Source organism: Trichocoleus sp. DQ-A2 (genome assembly GCF_039961915.1).
Lineage (GTDB): Bacteria > Cyanobacteriota > Cyanobacteriia > Cyanobacteriales > FACHB-T130 > FACHB-T130.
The window spans coordinates 86,604-106,938 of sequence record NZ_JAMPKD010000001.1; the positions used below are offsets into that span (position 1 = coordinate 86,604).

At 49.4% G+C, this 20,335-nt stretch carries 14 protein-coding genes; 6 read left to right on the forward strand and 8 right to left on the reverse strand.

The genetic code is table 11. The features are described 5' to 3' along the window. The first annotated feature begins 196 nt into the window (after positions 1 to 196). Positions 197 to 1,138, forward strand: coding sequence for a DUF5996 family protein (locus tag NC997_RS00385; RefSeq protein WP_190524289.1), 942 nt, complete (start codon positions 197 to 199; stop codon positions 1,136 to 1,138). A gap of 276 nt (positions 1,139 to 1,414) precedes the next feature. On the opposite strand, the gene NC997_RS00390 is transcribed toward NC997_RS00385, so the two are convergent. The 6 genes from NC997_RS00390 to NC997_RS00415 all read right to left on the reverse strand — a co-directional run bounded on the left by NC997_RS00390 (position 1,415) and on the right by NC997_RS00415 (position 10,799). Then, on the reverse strand, positions 1,415 to 3,706 hold the full coding sequence (locus tag NC997_RS00390) for a nitrate reductase (RefSeq protein WP_190524293.1): 2,292 nt from the start codon (positions 3,704 to 3,706) through the stop codon (positions 1,415 to 1,417). Positions 3,707 to 3,808: 102 nt separating this feature from the next. Further along, positions 3,809 to 4,654, reverse strand: coding sequence for a nitrate ABC transporter ATP-binding protein (locus tag NC997_RS00395; protein WP_190430024.1), 846 nt, complete (start codon positions 4,652 to 4,654; stop codon positions 3,809 to 3,811). A 79-nt stretch (positions 4,655 to 4,733) separates the two neighbouring features. Then, positions 4,734 to 6,734 carry a nitrate ABC transporter ATP-binding protein gene (locus NC997_RS00400; protein WP_190440143.1) on the reverse strand — a complete coding sequence of 667 codons (2,001 nt, stop codon included), beginning with the start codon at positions 6,732 to 6,734 and terminating at the stop codon, positions 4,734 to 4,736. 181 nt (positions 6,735 to 6,915) lie between these two features. Next, on the reverse strand, positions 6,916 to 7,758 hold the full coding sequence (gene ntrB, locus NC997_RS00405; protein WP_190524295.1) for a nitrate ABC transporter permease: 843 nt from the start codon (positions 7,756 to 7,758) through the stop codon (positions 6,916 to 6,918). Positions 7,759 to 7,848: 90 nt separating this feature from the next. Then, positions 7,849 to 9,183 carry a CmpA/NrtA family ABC transporter substrate-binding protein gene (locus NC997_RS00410; RefSeq protein ID WP_190524297.1) on the reverse strand — a complete coding sequence of 445 codons (1,335 nt, stop codon included), beginning with the start codon at positions 9,181 to 9,183 and terminating at the stop codon, positions 7,849 to 7,851. An 80-nt stretch (positions 9,184 to 9,263) separates the two neighbouring features. Next, entirely contained in the window at positions 9,264 to 10,799 is a 1,536-nt protein-coding gene (locus NC997_RS00415; RefSeq protein ID WP_190524300.1) for a ferredoxin--nitrite reductase, read from the reverse strand. Between the two features lie 474 nt (positions 10,800 to 11,273). Here NC997_RS00415 and NC997_RS00420 point away from each other — a divergent pair, with 474 nt between their 5' ends. From NC997_RS00420 to NC997_RS00430, 3 genes are all read left to right on the forward strand, one after another. Further along, positions 11,274 to 13,523: a DICT sensory domain-containing protein gene (locus NC997_RS00420; protein WP_190524303.1), complete on the forward strand. Its 2,250-nt coding sequence runs from the start codon at positions 11,274 to 11,276 to the stop codon at positions 13,521 to 13,523. Between the two features lie 171 nt (positions 13,524 to 13,694). Beyond that, positions 13,695 to 14,120 (forward strand): photosystem I reaction center subunit II PsaD, encoded by a 426-nt coding sequence (locus NC997_RS00425; RefSeq protein WP_190410263.1) that lies wholly within the window; start codon positions 13,695 to 13,697, stop codon positions 14,118 to 14,120. 437 nt (positions 14,121 to 14,557) lie between these two features. After that, the gene (locus tag NC997_RS00430) at positions 14,558 to 16,105 is read left to right on the forward strand and encodes an anthranilate synthase component I family protein (RefSeq protein ID WP_190524306.1); all 1,548 of its coding nucleotides are present in this window, start codon (positions 14,558 to 14,560) and stop codon (positions 16,103 to 16,105) included. A 76-nt stretch (positions 16,106 to 16,181) separates the two neighbouring features. Here the strand turns inward: NC997_RS00430 and NC997_RS00435 are convergent, their stop codons facing one another. Continuing rightward, positions 16,182 to 17,480: a septal ring lytic transglycosylase RlpA family protein gene (locus tag NC997_RS00435; protein ID WP_348257746.1), complete on the reverse strand. Its 1,299-nt coding sequence runs from the start codon at positions 17,478 to 17,480 to the stop codon at positions 16,182 to 16,184. A 160-nt stretch (positions 17,481 to 17,640) separates the two neighbouring features. Between NC997_RS00435 and NC997_RS00440 the strand changes: the two genes are divergently transcribed. After that, on the forward strand, positions 17,641 to 18,528 hold the full coding sequence (locus tag NC997_RS00440; protein ID WP_190524309.1) for a PhzF family phenazine biosynthesis protein: 888 nt from the start codon (positions 17,641 to 17,643) through the stop codon (positions 18,526 to 18,528). 234 nt (positions 18,529 to 18,762) lie between these two features. After that, entirely contained in the window at positions 18,763 to 19,122 is a 360-nt protein-coding gene (locus NC997_RS00445) for a DUF952 domain-containing protein (protein ID WP_190524312.1), read from the forward strand. A 255-nt stretch (positions 19,123 to 19,377) separates the two neighbouring features. Here NC997_RS00445 and crtB read toward each other — a convergent pair whose 3' ends face one another. Beyond that, positions 19,378 to 20,307 (reverse strand): 15-cis-phytoene synthase CrtB, encoded by a 930-nt coding sequence (gene crtB, locus NC997_RS00450; protein WP_190410266.1) that lies wholly within the window; start codon positions 20,305 to 20,307, stop codon positions 19,378 to 19,380. Positions 20,308 to 20,335 lie beyond the last annotated feature (28 nt).

Consider the following 20,335-nt stretch of genomic DNA (forward strand, 5'->3'; position numbering starts at 1 on the left):
TCGCGCCAAACCGACGGGTAAGCTGATGCATAATCAATGCTACCCTTTCTCATTGCTGTCACTTTTGGCGGATATTTTGATAAATTACCGAACCTTGCATAATCTCCTCTCTAAATAATTGGCTAATCAAATCTTTTTCAAAGCCTGATACTGTTTATAGTATCTACCGCCAAGCCTGAGCATGGAGATTCATCTGATGACGACTTACGCTCACCGCTCATCGAACGCTGTTTGGCTCCCTTTGTCACTCTCAGCTTGGCAAGATACCTATCAAACGCTGCATTTGTGGACACAAATTATTGGTAAAATTCGGTTAGCATTAGCCCCGAAAATCAACCATTGGTGGCACTCGACACTGTATGTCACCACCCCTGGACTTACCTCTGGCCCAATTCCTAACGGAACACGCAGCTTTCAAATCACCTTTGATTTTCTCGCTCACCAACTCAAAATCGAGACAAGCGAAGGTACAACCAAAAGTCTGGCACTTGCTCCTCGCTCGGTAGCTGATTTTTATCAGGAAGTGATGAACACCCTGAAGGATCTCGGTATCGAAGTGCAAATCTGGACAATGCCCCAAGAAATTGCCGATGCGATCCCATTTGAGCAAGACCATCAACATCATGCTTACAATCCGGAATCTGCTCAACGCTTCTGGCAAATTCTGGTACAAGCCAATCGCATCATGACGGTGTTTCGCTCCCACTATATCGGAAAGTGCAGTCCTGTCCATTTCTTCTGGGGCAGTTTCGATCTGGCTGTGACTCGCTTTTCTGGACGAAGGGCACCTGAACATCCAGGGGGTGTACCCAACATGGCAGATTGGGTAACGCGAGAGGCTTATTCCCATGAAGTCAGCAGTTGTGGTTTTTGGTTTGGGGGTGGTTCAACAGAAGCCTTATTTTATGCTTACGCCTACCCAACACCAGAAGGATTCAAGGATTATCTAATTCAACCAGAGTCTGCATTCTATAGCCCGGAGCTGCAAGAATTTGTCCTGCCCTATGAGGCGGTGCGACAAGCAGACGATCCAGATACAGCCGTGCTGCAATTCCTACAAAGCACTTATGAGGCAGGGGCGAATTTGGGAGATTGGGAGCGAGGTGCGTTGGAAGATACTCCAGTAGTGAGAAAATAAGGCGAGTCTGCGATCGCTTTTATTTGCATATGAGATGACATGATATGCGCTTTATTCAGTGCCACTTTATAGGGAATTGGTATTAGTAGATAACATATATAAAAAAGCTTTGTACTTGCAACTTTGTAGGAGCGCCCAGATGCACGCCCCTATATTCGCATATTACTTGATTAATAAAAAAAGGGATACGGTAATGCCGTACCCTTTTTTAAACCTAAAAAAATTGAATTTCAAATACCAGAACTGAGAACAAATAACCTCAACTGAGCGGTTATTTTAAACAGACAAAGCGGAGGAAAAAGCCTTGGACTGAGTAGGCTGGAGTAGATACTCAGAGTCAACTTTTTCAGCAGTCAAGGGCACCAGTTGCACCGCACAAGCTTTCAGTTCCGGTTGCAGTGATTCGGGACAAGATTCGGCATGGGTGAGGGCGTTCGCTTCGGCACCATCTGCCCAAAGAGCGCCCCAGTGCATGGGGACAAAGGTAACACCGGGAGCGATCGCCTTGGTGACTCTGGCAGGGAATCGCGCCGTGCCTCGACGGGTTCGCACTTCCACCCAATCATTCTCCTGAATCTTCAGAGAAGCCGCATCGCGGGGATGAATTTCAATGAATGGCTGCGGGTGCATCTGCCGAATTTTATCAATTCGTCCGGTACGGGTTTGGGTGTGCCAGTGTCCGTAAAGTCTGCCCGTCGTCAGAACAAAAGGATAATTGGGATCGGGCGGTTCTGCCAGCCCCCGCGAATGATAGGCACCAAACCGCGCCCGACCATCCGGTGTCGGAAAGCGAAAATCTGTGTAAAGCCGTTTTGAGTTTTGAGTTTTGTTAGCGTAGCGGTGCATAGCACATTTTGAGTTTTGAGTTGAAGAGTTTAACGGAGAACTCAAACTTGGGGGATCAAAACTACGATCGGGACAGGGCCACTGAAGCGGACCTTCTTGCGCCAGTCGTTCGTGACTGAGACCGCTCATATCGCAGACGCGATCGCGTGTCAACTTCACATATTCGGCATAGATAGACGCTGGCGTCTCGTAGGGAAATTTGTCTGCAAAACCTAAGCGCCGTGCGACTTCTGTAAATATTTGCCAATCGGGTTTGGCTTCTCCTGGGGGAGTGCGAAATGCCTGACACAGCGTGACCACTCGCTCGGAGTTAGTCATTGTGCCGGTTTTCTCGCTCCACTGCGCTGCCGGGAGCAAAACGTGAGCAAAGGCGGCGGTTTCAGTGGGGTAGTAGGCGTCTTGATAGACCGTAAAAGGCGATCGCTGCAATGCAGCTTTCGCACGTTCCAAGTCAGGTAAACTGACAGCCGGGTTCGTAGCGGCAATCCAGAGAACGCCCACATCTCCGGTTTCCAAACCCGTAATAATGTCCCACGCCGTGCGACCCGGATAGGGCGAAATTTGTCCGGCGGGGAGTTGCCAAAACGCTTCAAGTTCCGCTCGATGTTGGGGATTTTTGACCACTCGATATCCGGGCAGAATGTGGCAAAGACCGCCGGTTTCCCGACCGCCCATCGCATTCGGTTGACCCGTCAGCGAAAACGGCCCTGCACCGGGTTTGCCAATCTGAGCCGTCATCAGGTGCAGATTCACGATCGTTCGCACCTTGGCAGTGCCTTCAGAAGACTGATTCACGCCCATCGACCACAGAGACAGCACGCGCTTCGACTGTGACCAGTATCGAGCTGCTGTTTCCAGGTCAGAGATGGAAATACCGCATCGTTCGGCGACCACTTCCGGTGGATAGTGCTGGATGACTTCTGCAAAAGCTGGAAAATTCGTCGTGCAGTCCTCTATGAAATAAGTATCAATTGCGCCCCAACGCATCAGCAGGTGAGCGATGCCATTGAGTAGATCCATATCGGTGCCTGAGCGAATCGCTAAGTGCAAATCTGCTGCCTCAGCCGTGTTCGTCCGGCGCGGATCGACCACAATCATTTTGACGTGGGAATTTTTCTTGTGGTGTTTCCGCAGGCGGTTAAAAACGATCGGGTGACAGTCGGCGGTGTTGCTACCGATGATAAAAGCACAGTCGGTTAAGTCTAAATCTTCGTAGCAGCAAGGGGGGCCATCTGAACCAAAGCTTTGCATATAACCCGCAACGGCGGAGGACATACACAAGCGCGAGTTGGAATCAAAATTATTCGTGCCCAGACACCCTTTGAGCAGTTTCTGAGCAACGTAGTAATCTTCAGTTTGCAGTTGCCCGGAGCCGTACATACACACGGCGTCCGATCCTTGAGTTGCCAGAACGTTTTGAATCTTGCTCGCGACGAGATCCAAGGCTTCCTCCCAGGTGGCGCGGCGGAAAGGTTCATCCAGGGAGTCGCGGATCATCGGATGGAGAAGGCGGTCTTTGGAAAGGGACTCGGCAACGGTAGCACCTTTGACACACACCATCCCGTGACTGGAAGGGTGCGCGCGATCGCCCTGCACTTTCCAGATGGGATTCCCTTGAGCATCCCGATGCGTTGGCTTACCGGCTTGCGCTGGAGGTGTCACCTCCAATCCACAGCCGACGCCGCAGTAAGGGCAAAGGGTTTTTGTACTGTCAGTTGTCATTCGTCAGTCGTCCGTTGCTAATTGCTAATTGCTAATTGCGATTAGCCATACTTTCATCGCTTGTTGGGTATTACCCATTGGATAATACCTAACAAGCGATGACTAATCATCATCATGAGCAAATCGGTTGAACAGGAAGTCGAGGGCGTAGTTTCGCAGGTTGTAATATTCCGGGTCTTCCATAATCCGGGCGCGATTCCGGGGGCGGGCGAAGGGAATTTTCAAAACTTCACCGATGTTTGCCGATGGCCCGTTGGTCATCATCACCAGCCGATCTGCTAGGAAGAGTGCTTCGTCGATGTCGTGGGTAATCATCAAGACAGTAACTTGATGTTCGCGCCAGATGGTCAGCAGTTCTTCTTGTAATTCTTCCTTGGTGATGGCATCCAAGGCTCCGAATGGCTCATCCAGAATTAATACTTTAGGACGAATCGAGAGGGCACGCGCGATCGCGACTCGCTGTTTCATCCCTCCAGACAGCTGAGATGGTTTTTTATCTGCTGCTTCAGTCAGCCCCACCATTGCGAGGTGATCCCGAACGATGGTGACTTTTTCTGACCGGGGTTTGCCAGGATAAACAGAATCCACTGCTAGGTAAACGTTCTCGAAGGCAGTCAGCCAGGGAAGCAAGCAATAATTCTGGAATACCATCATCCGGTCTGGGCCGGGTTCGCGGATTTTCAGGGTTTCCAGGCGCACTTCACCGTCAGTTGGCTTATTGAAACCTGACACCATGTTTAACAGGGTGGATTTGCCGCAACCAGAGTGACCGATCAGGCAGATAAATTCGCCTTCATAGACGGTGAGGTTTACCCCATCTAGAACGGTATACGGCCCGGTAGGAGTGGGATAAACCTTGGAAACATCTTCAATTACCAAAAACGGGTCGCGGTTGACGGTTTCTTGGGTTAGTTGGGTGACGACGCCAGTGTTGTTCAAAGTGTGCATGGGGAGGTGAAGGTTGTTAATCGCTAATCGCGAATTGTTCTTGCCATAGTTCCATTAGCGAATGGCTAATGACTGATTACTAACGACTCGCAACTAAGGGGTCGATGTTAATCTCTTCGATACGAATTGGACGCTTAATTTCCAAGCTATTGAGGTACTTAATGGGATCGTCGGGATTGAAAATGGTGCCATCAAACATTTGCATGGGTGCGCGATCGCGTCCGATATCCATTAAGCCGAGTTCCCGCGCCGCTTCCCTAAATACATCGATGCGCCGCACTCGTTCTTGAATTTCTAGCCAGTTTTTGGGGAACGGAACAATTCCCCATCGTGCTAGCTGAGTCATCACCCACAGTCCTTCCTCCGGTTCTGGAAAGTTCGCTTTATCGACAAAGAACTGGTTATAACGCAACATCTGTTCGGGTGCTGCGCCCGTCCCGCGAATGTAGGGATCGATAAAGCCGGGACGGGTGTATTCTGGGGCGGAGCCGATGTATTGCGGCTGACACAGTAAGTTGACAATTTCTTCCCGATTGCGTCGGTCATCGCAGTATTCGCAAGCTTCCAAAAGCGCTTTTATCAATGCGATATGAGTTTGCGGGTACTTATTTGCCCATTCTTCCTGGCATCCGAGTACCTTCTCCGGATGTCCCGCCCACAACTCCATATCGGTGGCGATGACAAAACCGAGTTTTTCATGAACGGCGCGAGAGTTCCAAGGTTCGCCGACACAGTAGCCATCAATACTTCCAGATTTCAGATTAGCGACCATCTGGGCGGGTGGAATCACCGTCAAACTGACATCTCGGTCGGGATCAATGCCGCCACTTGCCAGCCAGTAGCGCAGCATCATGTTGTGCATGGAGGCAGGATGCACCACTCCGAGCGTATGGATCTTGTCGGGAGTTTGCGCGATCGCTTCCTTGAAATCTGCCAAGGTGCGAACGCCGCGATCGTACAAATCCTTACTGAAGGTAATCGCATTGCCATTGCGCGATAAAGTCATCGCCGTACACACAGGCAGTGGCGGGCCATCGGCTCCCAAGGTCATTGCCATCGGCATTCCGGCAACCATCTGGGCAGCGTCTAGGCGTCCCGTCGCCACCCCTTGCGCGATCGCTTTCCAACTGGGTTCGCGGTTCAGCGTCACATCTTCTAACCCGTGCTTAGCGAAGAAACCTTTTTCTTTTGCCACCACCAAAGGGGCGCAGTCAGTTAGGGGAATAAAGCCAATTTCCAGATTGACTTTCTCCAACCCATTCCGGGCAACCACCGCCGGTTGCGTAGCTTTGCGCTGCTTGGCTTTTTTCTGCTGGTTGAGGAAGTAAATCATCTCATTTCGCAAGCCGTAGTAGCTGGGATGATTGACAACCTCCATGCGCTTGCGTGGGCGAGGGATGGAGACTTCCAGAATTTGCCCGATATGGGCATCTGGGCCGTTAGTCAGCATCACAATTCGGTCAGATAGTAGCAGCGCTTCGTCCACATCGTGCGTCACCATGATTGCGGTGACTTTGCTTTCCTGACAGATTTGCATCAACTTTTCTTGCAAGCCGCCCCGTGTCAAGGCGTCTAGCGCGCCGAACGGTTCATCGAGTAGCAGCAACTTAGGACGAAGGGCGAGGGCACGCGCGATCGCTACCCGCTGTCTCATTCCCCCCGATAGCTGACCGGGTCGTTTATCCGCAGCGTGCCGCAATCCCACCAAATCGATGTGATGCTCCACAATCCCTTTGCGCTCACCTCTGGGCCGGTCCTGTAATACTTCATCTACCCCCAGAGCGATGTTTTCCCGCACGGTGAGCCAGGGAAGCAGCGAATAATTTTGGAACACTACCATTCGGTCTGGTCCCGGCGAAGTCACCTGTCGCCCTTCTAAAATCACACCCCCACTCGTCGGTCTATCTAGACCAGCCACCATATTTAGTAGGGTTGATTTGCCGCATCCAGAATGTCCAATTAAAGAAACAAATTCACCTTGTTTGATTTTCAGGTCAATATTCTTGAGTGCCACATAAGTACCGCCATTGGCAAGCGAGTACACCCGGTCAACATGGTCAATTTCTACAAAGACAGACATAGCAATAGGGCTGAGGTATGAGGACTGAGGACTAAGTGAGGACTGAGGTATGAGGGCTGAGGACTGAGAGAAGGAACTAAAAGAGGAGTCAGGGATAAGGATTGAGGATGAGTTGAGAAGTTAAGGGCGAAGAGTTTACTTAATACTTCCTACTCAGCCCTCAGTCCTGAGTCTTCAGTCCTTACTTCTGTTCCTCTGGTACAACTTTGGAGGCGACGAAGCCTACTAGCCTATCTAGCAGCAAACCAACAACACCGACATACACAAGTGCGAGAATAATTTGGCTCAGTAAAGAGTTGTTGTAAGCGTCCCAGATGAAGAAACCAATTCCCACGCCGCCGACTAGCATTTCAGCCGCAACAATTGCCAGCCAAGACAAACCAATACCAATCCTCAGTCCAGTAAAGATATAAGGAACCGCTGCGGGAAAGAGAATCTTAAAGAAATACTTCTGCTTAGAAAGCCGCAACACTCTGGCAACGTTTCGGTAATCTTGAGGAATTTGCTGTACTCCCACTGTGGTGTTAATAATAATGGGCCATATCGACGTGATAAAAATCACGAAAATAGCTGAGGGATTACTTTGTTGAAATGCTGCCAGAGAAATCGGTAGCCATGCCAGAGGGGGAATGGTACGCAGAACCTGAAAGAGGGGGTCTAAAGCGCGGTAAGTAAACTGATTGGTACCAATCAAAATCCCCAACCCAATCCCAACTAAGGTAGACAGAGAGAAGCCAATCGCTACCCGTTGTAAACTGGCGAAAATTTGCAACGCCAAGCCTTTATCCGTACCGCCATTATCAAAAAATGGATTGATAATATAGGGATTCCAAGTTTCTCTTAGTACTTGGATTGGCCCTGGCAAACCTTTAGAACCCGGAGGGCAGAGGATTTGCCAAAGGATCATAAAAGCTGTAAGTGCTAGCAGCGGTGGCACAATATGTTTAAGTTTCTTCTGAAAGAAGGTTCCGATTAATTTCTGGGGATTATTACTTGAAAGGCGATTCTCAGTTCTAGCGGTCATTCTCGCTCCTAATTGTTAATCATATTGATTCGTCATTGGCTAGCGAACAGCGAATAGCCGATTCCTCTTGAACTATTCGCTATTCGTGATTTATGCCTTCTTAATCTTGAGACTCTTCAAGTATTCCTCTGGCTTTTCGGGGTCAAATTTGACGCCATCAAAGAACGTTTCAACACCGCGAGAACTGCTAGTCGGAATTTCTGAAGCAGGAACGCCTAGTGCTTTGGCTGCCTCTTTCCAGAGGTCTTCCCGGTTCACTTTGTCAACGAGTTCTTTAACATTGGTGTCAGCAGGAATATTCCCCCAACGGATGTTTTCAGTTAGAAACCAGGTGTCGTGACTCTTGTAGGGATAAGAAGCGTTATCTGACCAGAACTTCATCAGTAGCGGACTATTTTGCACGACCGGGCGACCATCGCCGTAGTCAATGTTGCCTTTGGAGCGTTCGATAATATCTTTGGCTGGGACTTTAAACCATTTTGCTTGGGAGACAATTTGGCACATCTCTTCTTTGTTTTCTGCCTTGTCGCACCACTGCTGGGCTTCTTGGATTGCCATTAGCAGCGCTTTGGCAGAATTGGGATTTTTATCTACCCAATCAGCCCGCATCGCAAAAGCTTTTTCGGGATGGTCTTTCCACAGTTCTCCCGTTACCAAGGCGGTGTAACCCTGCCCTTGGTTCACCAGCTGGGCGTTCCACGGTTCGCCTACACAGAAGGCTTCCATGTTGCCCGTTTTCATATTCGCTACCATCTGAGGCGGTGGTACGGGGACTGTAGAAATATCCTTGTTTGGATCGATGCCGCCTGCTGCTAACCAGTAGCGCATCCAGAGGTCGTGGGTACCACCAGGATAGGTAATAGCTGCCTTGAAGTCATTTTTGCCCCCAGCTTTGGCAAAGGCTTCTTTGAGTCCTTTGCTGTCTAAGCCAACTTTGGATTCTTTGTAAGTATTGGCAACAGAAATTGCTTGACCATTGGTATTTAACCGCGCCAGGATGTACATCGGCACTGGCTGCTTGTTCTTGGTTTGTCCCAAGCTCATAAAGTAAGGCATGGGGGATAAAATATGCGCCCCATCAATCCCACCGGCGTTACCGGCTGTGCCTAGCTCCAAGTTATCGCGGGTGACGGGCCAGGAAGCTTGCTTGACAACCTCAACCTCTGTCATGCCGTATTTGGCAAACAACCCTTTTTCCTGGGCTACAACTAGGGGCGCGGAATCCGTTAGAGCAATAAATCCTAGCTTGGCGGTGGTTGTTTCTACTTTCGGCGCGTTGGCTGCCGTGCTGGTGGCAACGGGGGAGGATTTTGAAGCGGACTTGGCGCTATCGGTCGGGCCGGAACTACAGCCATGAGCTAGCAAGCTTCCGGCTGTGGCTGCGCCTGCTGTAATGATAAATTGCCGTCTAGAAACTCTGCTCATATTTCTCTTGGAAGTGGTAACTCGGTGGTACGTAGTCGGGAATTGGTGGTAGGGAGTCGCTAAAAGCTTCTTTGCAATCCCTAGAAACGAGGGGTCGCCCCAAACTGTTCGATCAATAAATTCCGCAATACAGGTTTGAGGTCTTCGCAGGGAATGCTTTTCTGGACGCAGGTACCCAAATGGGCTTCTTTACCAACTGTGCCACCCATGTAAAGATCGACACCTTCTAAGGTTTTGCCGTTTTTGCGAACTTTCGTCCCCATCAAACCGATGTCGGCGACTTGAGGCTGACCGCAGGAGTTGGGGCAACCAGTCCAGTGAATCCGCACGGGTTTAGTTAGAGATAATTCTGCTCCCAGTTCTTCAATCGTTGCCAGGGCGCGGTTTTTAGTTTCAATTAAGGCAAAGTTGCAGAACTGTGACCCGGTGCAGGAGACTAGCGATCGCGCTAAAGGATCGGGATTGATCGAGAATCGTTCTAGCAGGGGTTCGGCTAAGCAGGCGTCTAAGCGCGAGTCAGGAATATTCGGGATGATGACATTTTGCTCAACGGTGAACCGCATTTCGCCGTTGCCGTAAACTTCAGCCATCCGAGCCAGGTCAAACATATCCTGGGCATAGAGACGCCCCACGGGAACGTGTAAGCCGACGTAGTTTAAGCCGGGTTGCTTTTGGGGGTACACGCCGATGTGGTCGCGCTTTTCCCAGTCAATTTCGTCCTTTTCGGCGGCTGGTTGGAGGGGCTTCTCCAGATATTCTTCTACCAAGGCTCGGAATTGTCCTAACCCCAATTCATCGATCAGCCACATCAGCCGTGCTTTGTGCCGATTCGATCGGGGACCGCGATCGCGAAAAACTTCTAAAACAGCTCGGCATACCTCTACAACATCGTCGGGATGCACCCAAGCGTTGAGGGGAATGGCAGCATCGCACCGTTTGGCAGAGAACAAACCACCGACGAGGACATTAAACCCGAAGACGCCATTTTTGTAAGCGGGGACGAAGGCAAGGTCGTTGATTTCAGCGTGAACCGAGTTGTCGCGACAACCGGCGATCGCAATATTGAATTTCCGGGGCAGATTGCTGAAAGCTTTGTTGCCTTCCCCATGATTCGTAATCATGTCCTGGACTTGCTGCACCAGACTTCGCGTATCAAACAATTCATCCGCATCAATCCCCGCAACTGGCGAACCTGTGATGTTGCGGACGTTATCCATTCCCGACTGAATGCTGGTCATCCCGACTCGCTCTAACCGTCGGAAAATTTCTGGCACATCCTCGATTCGGACTCCCCGCAGTTGGATATTTTGCCGGGTGGTGATGTCGCCGCTGCCATCTTCGCCGTAACGCTGCACAATCTCGGCGAGCATTCGCATTTGATCGCTGGTGAGGAGACCGCTGGGCATCCGCATCCGCATCATAAATTTTCCGGGCGTAACGGGTCTGAAGAAAATCCCTACCCACTTGAGTCGGTGGTCGCGGTCTGTTTCGTCCATCGCCTCCCAGCCAACCTGGGCAAAATGTTCAATTTCTGCCTTTACCGCCAGACCATCTTTCTCTGCTTTGAATTTTTCAAATTTATTAAGACTTGCTGTGGGCGTGGCTGTGCTTGTCATGGGTGTGTCCTCATTACGTGGCGCTCGAATGCCCGCAAACGGATAATCTTGTGTTTGTCAATTGCTCGTTGATGATAAGTTATGCAAACTGAACTGTGAAATTCGTATAAGAAATTACAAAATGTTAATACAAATGAAGTTTTTGCATCGATCGGATGCCATTTAGTCATGACATCCCCCTTAAGGAGGATTAATGATTTACATAAGAAATTCTTGTGGCGAGGGGTTTTGGGGAAGCGATCGCTTCCCCAAAACCCCTATTAATGCAACCATTGAGTTTCCCTCAACTCACAGCCATCCAATACTAGAACTCACAAAAACGTGATTTTCCTCCTCTTGAACGTGGAGTTAACCAGTTGTGTGAGAATTTCCCCTCGATAAAACCGGATTACAAGGAAATATTCAAAACGTTCGGAGGGAACGCTCTTTTGTACGATAGGCATAGAACGGGTACGAAACTCGGCAAATTACTAAATGATCATCCCGACTTCTGTGCTGGCAGATTTGCTGCAAGTCCTGCCCCAGCTGCGACCGCAAATGTATTTCAAGTCTTCCTTAATCGCCTTATCTCATGCGATGGAAGACCAGGTTCTGGCATCTTTAGACCAGCATCTGGTGATTGCCAGTTTCCAGCGAGAGCGCTTCTATCGTCAGGAGGCTCACCGTTACCGACGGATTGCAGAACGGACAGAGCAGTTATATGTGCTGGCAGCCCCAGAAACCGACTTTAGCAACAGTTCGGAAGCTTACGAAACTGTTGCGTTTGAGCCAACCGATGGTTTAAGTCAAGAGTGGCACTTAGTGGTGATCGGGCAGAATTATGCTACCTGCTTGGTTTGTCGAGAACGAAACCTAACAGAGGATGGGCGATCGCGTCAGGGTGTAAGAGGAAAGACCGCAGCTAGAAAAGGAATCGCACCCGCGTTTTCCCCTAGCCGCCGCACTTCTGACCTTCCTCGAACCACCTCCCGATTGCGGATGTCATCGTTTGAAGGGATAGACCCCGCCCGCCGGTTTGAGGGAATCTGGACGTTCGATCGGCAAGTCAGTTGCATCGTTGCTGAATTATTACTCAATCGGATTTCGCAGTACCGTCCGGAATTGGCTCAAAAGCTCGCTCAAGCACGAAATATTTACGGCATTCCTTCGAGGGGAGAGTTTTTAGAAAATTCCTTTGGAAAAACCGATCGGGAAGCAGCGAATCGGCAGAATTTTTTAGTTCAAAACTCCGTACAGCCACAGGCGGCAAAGGAACCCTCTGCCCAAACTCCAGAGTCTCTAACCGACAATCCCGACCCCTTTGTTCAGTGCCTAGTCACTTACTTGCAAGCGGGGCAGTACAAGCTGCTCAAAGCTTATCGCTCAATTTCCGCCCAAGAACGCAAAGAACGCCTAGTCAACTCGATTACGGCTGCCATCCGGCGGGGTAGCCATACGGGACAGCCGTTACACCCGGATGAAATTCTATCCATTGCCGTACAGGAATTAGGACAGGCATTGTTTGCTTGCCGGTGTCTAATTTATCGTGCCGGGGAAATCGATACTTCTGCCACGATTAACCATGAATTTTTGAAAGTGACCGATAACGGGAATTCTCGACTTGCCTCTGCACTCGGTCAGAATTGGCCTTTACAGGAAAATCCTCTATTTCAGGAAGTTGTGCAGAACCGAGAGCGAGTTTATGTTGCCGATACTCATATCGACCCTCGCATTGTAGGAGTGTCGGCAGGAATATCGGTAGGAGTGTCGGAACTTCCTTCCAATCGCCCACTTCAAACTCTGGCGAGCCGCTTTGCTATTCAGTCTTGGCTGATGATGCCAGTGCTATATCAGGATCGACTACTGGGGATAGTAGAGCTGCATCATTGCGGTGCTACCCCCTACGAGTGGCAGGACGACGAACTAGAACTTGTAGAAGCCATTTCTATTCAAATCGCCGGGGCGTTGATTCAAGCCGAAGCCTACGCGAACCTGGAAGACCTCAACCAACAGCTAGAAGCTCTCGATCGCACTCGCAGCAACTTAGTCGCAATTACGGGTCACGAACTCCGCACCCCCCTCTCTACTATCCAAGTCTGCCTGGAAAGTCTAGCGAGCGAACCTGATATGCCCCCGGAGATGCGGCAAGTGATGCTCAGTACCGCTCTCACCGACGCCGAGCGGATGCGTAAACTGGTTCAAGATTTCCTCACCCTTTCTCGCCTAGAAAGTGGTCGGGTGCAATGGCATCCAGAACCCCTAGCCCTGCCAGAGTGCATCGATCTTGCCCTCAGCAGTATCCGCGCCCGCAATTCCGATGGTCAGCTACCAAAGATTATTACTAAAGTGTCTGATTCGCTGCCTTTAGTACGAGCGGATGGGGAGTGGCTGGTCGAGGTGCTTGCCAAACTGCTGGACAACGCTTGCAAATTTACAACGGCTCAAGGAAAAATTACGATACTCGCTGAGTGTAACGACAGCTCAATGCTTGAAGTTACGGTTGCCGATACAGGTCGTGGCATTGAACCCAACCGGCTGGAGGCTGTCTTCGATCGGTTCTATCAGGAAGAAGGCGCTCTGCGGCGAACTACTGGCGGTACTGGTCTGGGACTTGCGATTTGTCGCCAAGTTGTCACGGGTTGGGGCGGTGAAATTTGGGCTGAATCCGCTGGGAAAGACCAAGGTAGTCAGTTTCACTTTACCGTCCCTATCGCGGCAAGGCACTCAGCAGTCAGTAGTCTTTGATGAAATTAGTCAGCAATTAGTAGTCAGGAGTGCTTGACTAATGACCCATGACTAATGACTAAATGACTCATGACTAAATGGCTAATGACAAACTGTTACAGTTCTTGACAGACTCGCAAGACAGGCCTTGCCTCGGTGATAGGATGCCCTAAAACGTTGGGAGAAAAATCTATGCCAGAAACTCTTACTGGACAAACCCCCATATTTGGCGGCGGTACCGGCGGTTTGCTCACCAAAGCTGAACTAGAAGAAAAGTACGCCATCACTTGGACAAGCCCGAAACAGCAAGTATTTGAATTGCCGACTGGTGGCTCTGCCATCATGAACCAAGGTGATAACTTGCTATACCTAGCACGTAAAGAATACTGCATCATGTTAGGCGGTCAGGTACTCCGAGCCAAGTTCAAAATCAACAACTACAAGATTTACCGTGTCTTCCCGAACGGTGAAATGGAGTATCTGCATCCGAAGGATGGCGTCTTCCCAGAGAAAGTCAATCAAGGTCGTCCTTATGTGAATAAGGTAGAACGGAACATTGGCAGCAACCCGGAACCGCCAACGATTAAGTTTAGCGGTCGTGCGACTTACGACGTTTAGCACCTTTTTAATTATTTAGCATCAGTAGGGTGGGCATCCACCCTACTTTGTCCGTTAAAGATGATGCGATAAATGGGCCAAGCAAGGGCAATTCTGTTGGGTTAACAGTTTGAATTCAGATATCGCAATTCTCATTTGGGTGCGATACATCTGTAGGAGCATGACAATCCAAAAGCGCCTATCAAACATTAGAACCGCAAGATATTCCACCCAACTGAGAACTGCTATATTTGCTCCCCACGACTTATCCTCCAAGACTCCCCGATAAGTTGGGGAAATTAGATAAAACAAAAATACGAGAGTCTAAAGGAGAAAGATGAAGGATGAACTAAAGCGTCTGGTTCTTCCCTTTTCCCATTTGCGCCCATTTCTGTTTTAACCTGGATGAATAATGGCGGCGCTAGGCGAATCGCCTCGATCCAGAACGCAAGAAAATTATGATTTTTCCTGATTTTTCCCAATTTTCCGATCTGGCTAAACAGGGTAATTTTGTGCCGGTGTATCAAGAATGGGTGGCAGACCTAGATACACCCGTGTCTGCTTGGTACAAAGTCTGTGCTGGACAGCCTTATAGCTTTTTACTGGAATCCGTGGAAGGTGGGGAAAAAGTAGGTCGCTACAGTTTTGTCGGCTGCGATCCTTTGTGGGTGTTGGAGGCGAGAGGAAATAAAACGACGCAAACCCACCGTGACGGGAGAGCGATCGCGTTTGAAGGCGATCCATTTCAGGCATTAGCTTATTGTCTAAAGCCGTTTCATCCGGTTACGTTGCCCCAATTGCCGCCCGGAATCGGCGGATTATTTGGCTTCTGGGGTTATGAACTGATTAACTGGATAGAGCCGCGCGTGCCGATTTATCCCGCCTCAGAGGACGATTTGCCGGATGGATTGTGGATGCAGGTCGATAACCTGATTATTTTCGATCAGGTGAAGCGGAAGATTTGGGCGATCGCGTATGCGGATTTGCGCGACCCAGAGGTTGATTTGGCTCAGGCATATCAACAAGCGTGCGATCGCGTTACTCAACTGGTCAGCAAACTCCAGCTACCTCTGTCAGGAAAAGATACTTTGTTGCAATGGACGCCCCCTGAAAATCGGGAGAAGCAACTCACCTACACCAGCAACACCGGACGCGAACAATTCTGCGCCAATGTGGAAAAGGCAAAAGATTATATTCGTGCCGGAGATATATTTCAGGTCGTCCTGTCTCAACAACTCTGTGCCGAATATAGCGGCGATCCCTTTGCCTTATATCGCTCTTTGCGCCTCATTAATCCCTCGCCTTATATGGCTTATTTCAACTTCGGCGATTGGCAGATTATTGGCTCTAGCCCGGAAGTGATGGTGAAGGCGGTGCTGAGTTCTTACGGAGGCGATGCGGCGCTAACAGAGGAGGGGATGAGCGCGACCGTGCGCCCGATTGCCGGAACGCGCCCGCGAGGGAAGACGCCAAAAGAAGATGACGCCTTTGCTGAGGACTTACTTCAAGACCCAAAGGAAATTGCCGAACACGTGATGCTGGTTGACTTAGGCCGCAATGATTTGGGGCGCGTCTGCACCAGCGGCACGGTGAGAGTCGATGAATTGATGCTAATCGAGCGTTACTCTCATGTAATGCACATCGTCAGCAACGTGCTAGGAGAACTCGCGCCCGATAAAACCGCCTGGGATTTACTCAAAGCCTGCTTCCCCGCCGGAACCGTCAGCGGTGCCCCCAAGATTCGGGCGATGGAGATTATTCACGAACTCGAACCCTGCCGTCGTGGCCCTTATTCAGGGGCATATGGCTGGTATGACTTTGAGGGGCAATTAAATACAGCGATCGCGATTCGCACGATGGTCGTTCGTTCTCAAGCCAGTGGGAAACATCAGGTGTCAGTCCAAGCGGGGGCAGGTTTGGTTGCCGATTCTCGCCCCGAAACTGAGTACCAAGAAACCCTTAACAAAGCCAAAGGCTTGCTAGAGGCTATCCGCTGTCTTGAATAGAGGCTAAACCGTTAATGGAGTGTAGAGACGCGATGATTAATCGCGTCTTTTTTTCAAGAACAGCCCTCGATCGAGGTTAGAGCGGTTTCATTACGACCGCTTCATAGGGAATCACGCCCACCTCTTCGCTCTTAACGCAGCGAGCGGCTCCCCGCGACAAATCCAGCGTTCTCGGCGCAATGTAGGGGCCACGGTCAGTCACCCGCACGATGACAGCATCCCCATTTTTCAAGTTTGTTACTTTCAGAAAGGTATTAAAAGGCAGAGAGGGATGAGCCGCCGTGAGTGCATCCTGGTTATAGATTTCGCCGTTTGCCGTTTGGCGTCCGTGAAAATAACCGCCATACCAAGAGGCTAAACCCTCTAGTTTGGTATCTGTCTGGATTAAGCCGTGCATTTGGGCTTGAGCTTCTACCAAGGTTAAGGGCTTTTCACCCAAGGCGAGGCGGAGATTATTTACCCATTCGATTGCCAAGAGTTGGCGATCGCGATTGAAGTCGGTAGCGATCGCGTCGTCAATTACAAACAACTGGTTGTTGCCTAGCTTACCCCCCGGCTTCCCATCCACCAGCGCTGGTTTCAGTTGCGAAGCGTCTACATTGGAGTTTTGCAGGAGTTGCGCGATTCGCTTGGCAAATCGCTCAGCTTGGGGTTTTTCGGGGATTTGAGCCACCAAATGTCCCTTCACCCAGACTTGAAACTGCTCCGGTTCTCCGCTAGATGTGGCAACGCTCTTGCTTTTGCGCCCAGCCAAGGACATCCACAGACCTTGCCGTTTTCCAATTTTTTCATTGATTAAGCGATCGCCCAATGCGCCTTGGTCGCGAATCTGAACGACTGCAACCTGCGAAGGCTTTGTATCGCGAGATTCAGCCCAAGCAGGCAATTTCAATAAATTCTGCATCACCTGCATGATTCTGTCTGGAATACTCGGCTTTGACGCTCGACTGACAGGAACTTCAACCCATGAAGCCGACTGAGATAGGATAGTTGGCGCTACTGGCGCTTCCTTCATGGGTGCCGAGCCGGGGCGGCAAAGCACATTATCCACCGTCGCTAGCTTCCGCCTAGATTGTTCAGGCGTTTTGGCTTTGTTTGATGAAGATTGGCTCTGATTTCCTCCTATCTGGAAATCCCAGGAAGGCAAGAACGCACTGAATTTTTGAGAATGTAAACCGCTCAAATAAGAGTAGGGTTTCCCCGTTCCTACAGCGTAAACAAACAGAGGTTTATCGCTATCCAGGGGATTATTGACAGATGAAAAAACCTTGGCTGGAAGTGTTATCGAGAGGTAATCAGGTATACTCGACAACGCCTGGTTAGAGAAAAAACAGCTGACCCAAGAAGTTACCCAAACAAGTCCGAAAAATGGCATTGGCAAAAAAAATCTTTAGTTACAATGCACTCTGGATTTGCAAACGTTCTCTAGTATACCAACCTCCTTATTTGGTATATCTGCCCTCTGGCTGAGTTGTGCATTTAGACGCGATCCCAGCCTCTTGCTAATAAACCATATAGCAGCGATTTTGACAAGTATGAAGCGACTTCACTTTTACATTGTTGATGTATTTGCCGTAGAAAAATACACGGGTAATCAACTAGCAGTCTTTACGGATGCCGGTGAGCTTTCTGATGTTCAAATGCAAAGAATTGCTAAAGAAACGAACTACTCGGAAACCACTTTTATAACTTCTCCAGAGGTTCGAGATGGAGGTTATGATGTGCGGATTTTTACGCCTGAGCAAGAGTTACCGTTTGCAGGGCATCCTACCTTAGGGACTGCTTATATTTTGCAACAAGAAATTATTAATCAGCCGGTTGAAAACTTAATTTTAAATCTAAAAGTCGGACAGATTCCTGTATCGCTGCATTACGGAGAGCAAGCAGTAGAATGGTTGTGGATGCAGCAAAAACCACCTATTTTTACCCAAACCTTCGAGGGAGAGGCACTCGCCCAAGTTTTGAATTTAGAACCCAGCGAGATAGATCCTCGATTCCCGATTCAAGAAGTTTCTACGGGAGTTCCCTTTATTATCGTTCCCTTGAAAACGCACCAATCCTTAAAGCGAATCAAGGTAAATAAGGATAAATATTTTGATTTAGTTAGTCATACTCAAGGCAAATGTATATTGGTTTTCTGCCCTGAAACTTATCATCCAGAGAATAACTTGAGCGTGCGAGTGTTTGCCGAGTATGCAGGAATTCCCGAAGATCCGGCTACAGGAAGTGCGAATGGTTGTTTAGCTGGTTATTTGGTTCAGCATTCCTATTTTGGAGCAGAGACAATTGATGTCAGAGTTGAGCAAGGGTATGAAATTGGCAGACCTTCTTTGTTGTTGTTAAAAGCTCACAAAAAGGCTGATTTCATTGAAGTATCGGTGGGTGGTAAAGTAATTTTAGTTGCCAAAGGGGAATTCGTCTAATTGGTAAGATTTGCTTTGACTCAATCCGGTTTGGTTTGGCATAATTATAGATTGGATTCGGGTTGTCCAAACCCATCAGATGCCTTAATATGCGTGGTTACAGGTCTCAAGGCAATCTACACAGGGAAGGTTTTTAGTCTTAAGTCAACCGGATTTTGCCTCTATTTGTGCAAGTAAAGAAGAGCCTATCTCTTACCAATTTAACTGTAAAATTAACAATTTTTGAGAAATTTTATGAGTATTATTTTGCACATCACGAAGCGCGAACAGTGGGAAGAAGCAAAATCAACTAAAAAATATTGTGGCGATACCCTGGAATCGGAGGGTTTTATCCACTGCTCAACGCCAGAGCAAGTTATTAATGTAGCGAATAGCTTTTTTCATTCCCAAAGTGGCTTAGTCCTCCTGTGCCTTGATTCGGAGGCAGTTGAGGCAGAAATCCGATACGAGGGATTCGACGAAGGAGAACGGTTTCCTCATATCTATGGATCTTTAAATATCAATGCTGTGGTGCAAGTGCTGGATTTCTCTCCGGGGGATGATGGCTGCTTTGAATTGCCGCCAGAGATTGCTGGTAGTGCTAATAAGGCTTGAAGAACGAGAGCGAGCATCCTCATCTAGCCGCATCCGTTGTCCATTAGAGGCAACCTGAGCCGCATTCCTGGTTGATTTGGGGCTATCTATGGATTGAATAGGAGCAAGTCCGCTTATCGATTGCTCAATAAACGGACTTGAAATCGGGAATGGCTAATCCCAAAAAACATAAAGTTTACAGACGTGAGTTGATTTTCCTCTGGTTGTCGCCAGCGCCACAAGCCGCCAGCGCCACAAGCCGCCAGCGCCACAGAGTTATAGCACCTGCGCCCTCAACCAAGCCGCTGGCAAACTCAGCAGCTTCCGGGAAGTCGGGACGTAAGCTCTGGTGCTAAATACATCGTATTGATTGCGTTCAATCCGATCGAGAATTTGGCTATAGAGCATTAAAGCCGCCGCAACGGGCCAACGAGCATCGGGGCTAAGGGCACCAATTCCCTGTTCGGCTTCAACGTAGAATTTGCGTGCCCGTTGAATTTGGAAACGCATCAATTCGCGCCATCGCTCATCGACTACGCCATTCATCAGATCCTGTTCGGTGTAGTTAAATAACGCTAATTCTTCGAGGGGCAGGTAAATGCGACCCCGACGGGCGTCTTCTCCGACATCTCGCAGGATGTTAGTGAGTTGGTTGGCAATGCCAAGTGCGATCGCTTCCGAGGTCGGAATATAAATCTCTTGATTGCGTTTCCAGGGTGCTGTATACGGTTCCGTATCGACACCCATCACCGCAGTAGACATCAACCCCACCGTACCGGCAACCCGATAGCAGTAAAGATTGAGTTCTTCAAAGGTCTTGTATCGGCTCCGGTAGAGATCCATCCGCTGACCCGCAATCATATCCCGAAATGGTTCAATATCCATCGGGAAGCGTTTCAGCGTATCTACCAAAGCCACATCCGGGTCGTCTAGGGGTTCGCCAGCAAAAACAGATTCTAGTTGTTTTTCCCATCGATCCAAAGTTTCAGGAGTCGTAATCGCAGCTGAGGCACCGTCTACCAGTTCATCGGTGCGACGACACCAAGCATAAATTGCCCAGATGGCACGGCGCTTGGCTGCTGGCATCAGCAGCGTACCCAGATAAAACGTCTTTGCGTACTTAGCCGTAATCTGGCGACAGAGTTGGTAAGCGTCCTCTATTGAAGCCAGCGTTCTCATGCGCGGGAAATTAGACAGTTGCAGCATTCAGTACAGGCACCAGAGATTGTCAGTT

Bases quoted from the DNA above. Each gene is read 5' to 3' on its own strand.
- NC997_RS00385 (WP_190524289.1), top strand. From the start codon at position 197: ATGACGACTTACGCTCACCGCTCATCGAACGCTGTTTGGCTCCCTTTG.
- NC997_RS00390 (WP_190524293.1), bottom strand. From the start codon at position 3,706: ATGACAACTGACAGTACAAAAACCCTTTGCCCTTACTGCGGCGTCGGC.
- NC997_RS00395 (WP_190430024.1), bottom strand. From the start codon at position 4,654: ATGCACACTTTGAACAACACTGGCGTCGTCACCCAACTAACCCAAGAA.
- NC997_RS00400 (WP_190440143.1), bottom strand. From the start codon at position 6,734: ATGTCTGTCTTTGTAGAAATTGACCATGTTGACCGGGTGTACTCGCTT.
- ntrB (WP_190524295.1), bottom strand. From the start codon at position 7,758: ATGACCGCTAGAACTGAGAATCGCCTTTCAAGTAATAATCCCCAGAAA.
- NC997_RS00410 (WP_190524297.1), bottom strand. From the start codon at position 9,183: ATGAGCAGAGTTTCTAGACGGCAATTTATCATTACAGCAGGCGCAGCC.
- NC997_RS00415 (WP_190524300.1), bottom strand. From the start codon at position 10,799: ATGACAAGCACAGCCACGCCCACAGCAAGTCTTAATAAATTTGAAAAA.
- NC997_RS00420 (WP_190524303.1), top strand. From the start codon at position 11,274: ATGATCATCCCGACTTCTGTGCTGGCAGATTTGCTGCAAGTCCTGCCC.
- NC997_RS00425 (WP_190410263.1), top strand. From the start codon at position 13,695: ATGCCAGAAACTCTTACTGGACAAACCCCCATATTTGGCGGCGGTACC.
- NC997_RS00430 (WP_190524306.1), top strand. From the start codon at position 14,558: ATGATTTTTCCTGATTTTTCCCAATTTTCCGATCTGGCTAAACAGGGT.
- NC997_RS00435 (WP_348257746.1), bottom strand. From the start codon at position 17,480: ATGCCATTTTTCGGACTTGTTTGGGTAACTTCTTGGGTCAGCTGTTTT.
- NC997_RS00440 (WP_190524309.1), top strand. From the start codon at position 17,641: ATGAAGCGACTTCACTTTTACATTGTTGATGTATTTGCCGTAGAAAAA.
- NC997_RS00445 (WP_190524312.1), top strand. From the start codon at position 18,763: ATGAGTATTATTTTGCACATCACGAAGCGCGAACAGTGGGAAGAAGCA.
- crtB (WP_190410266.1), bottom strand. From the start codon at position 20,307: ATGCTGCAACTGTCTAATTTCCCGCGCATGAGAACGCTGGCTTCAATA.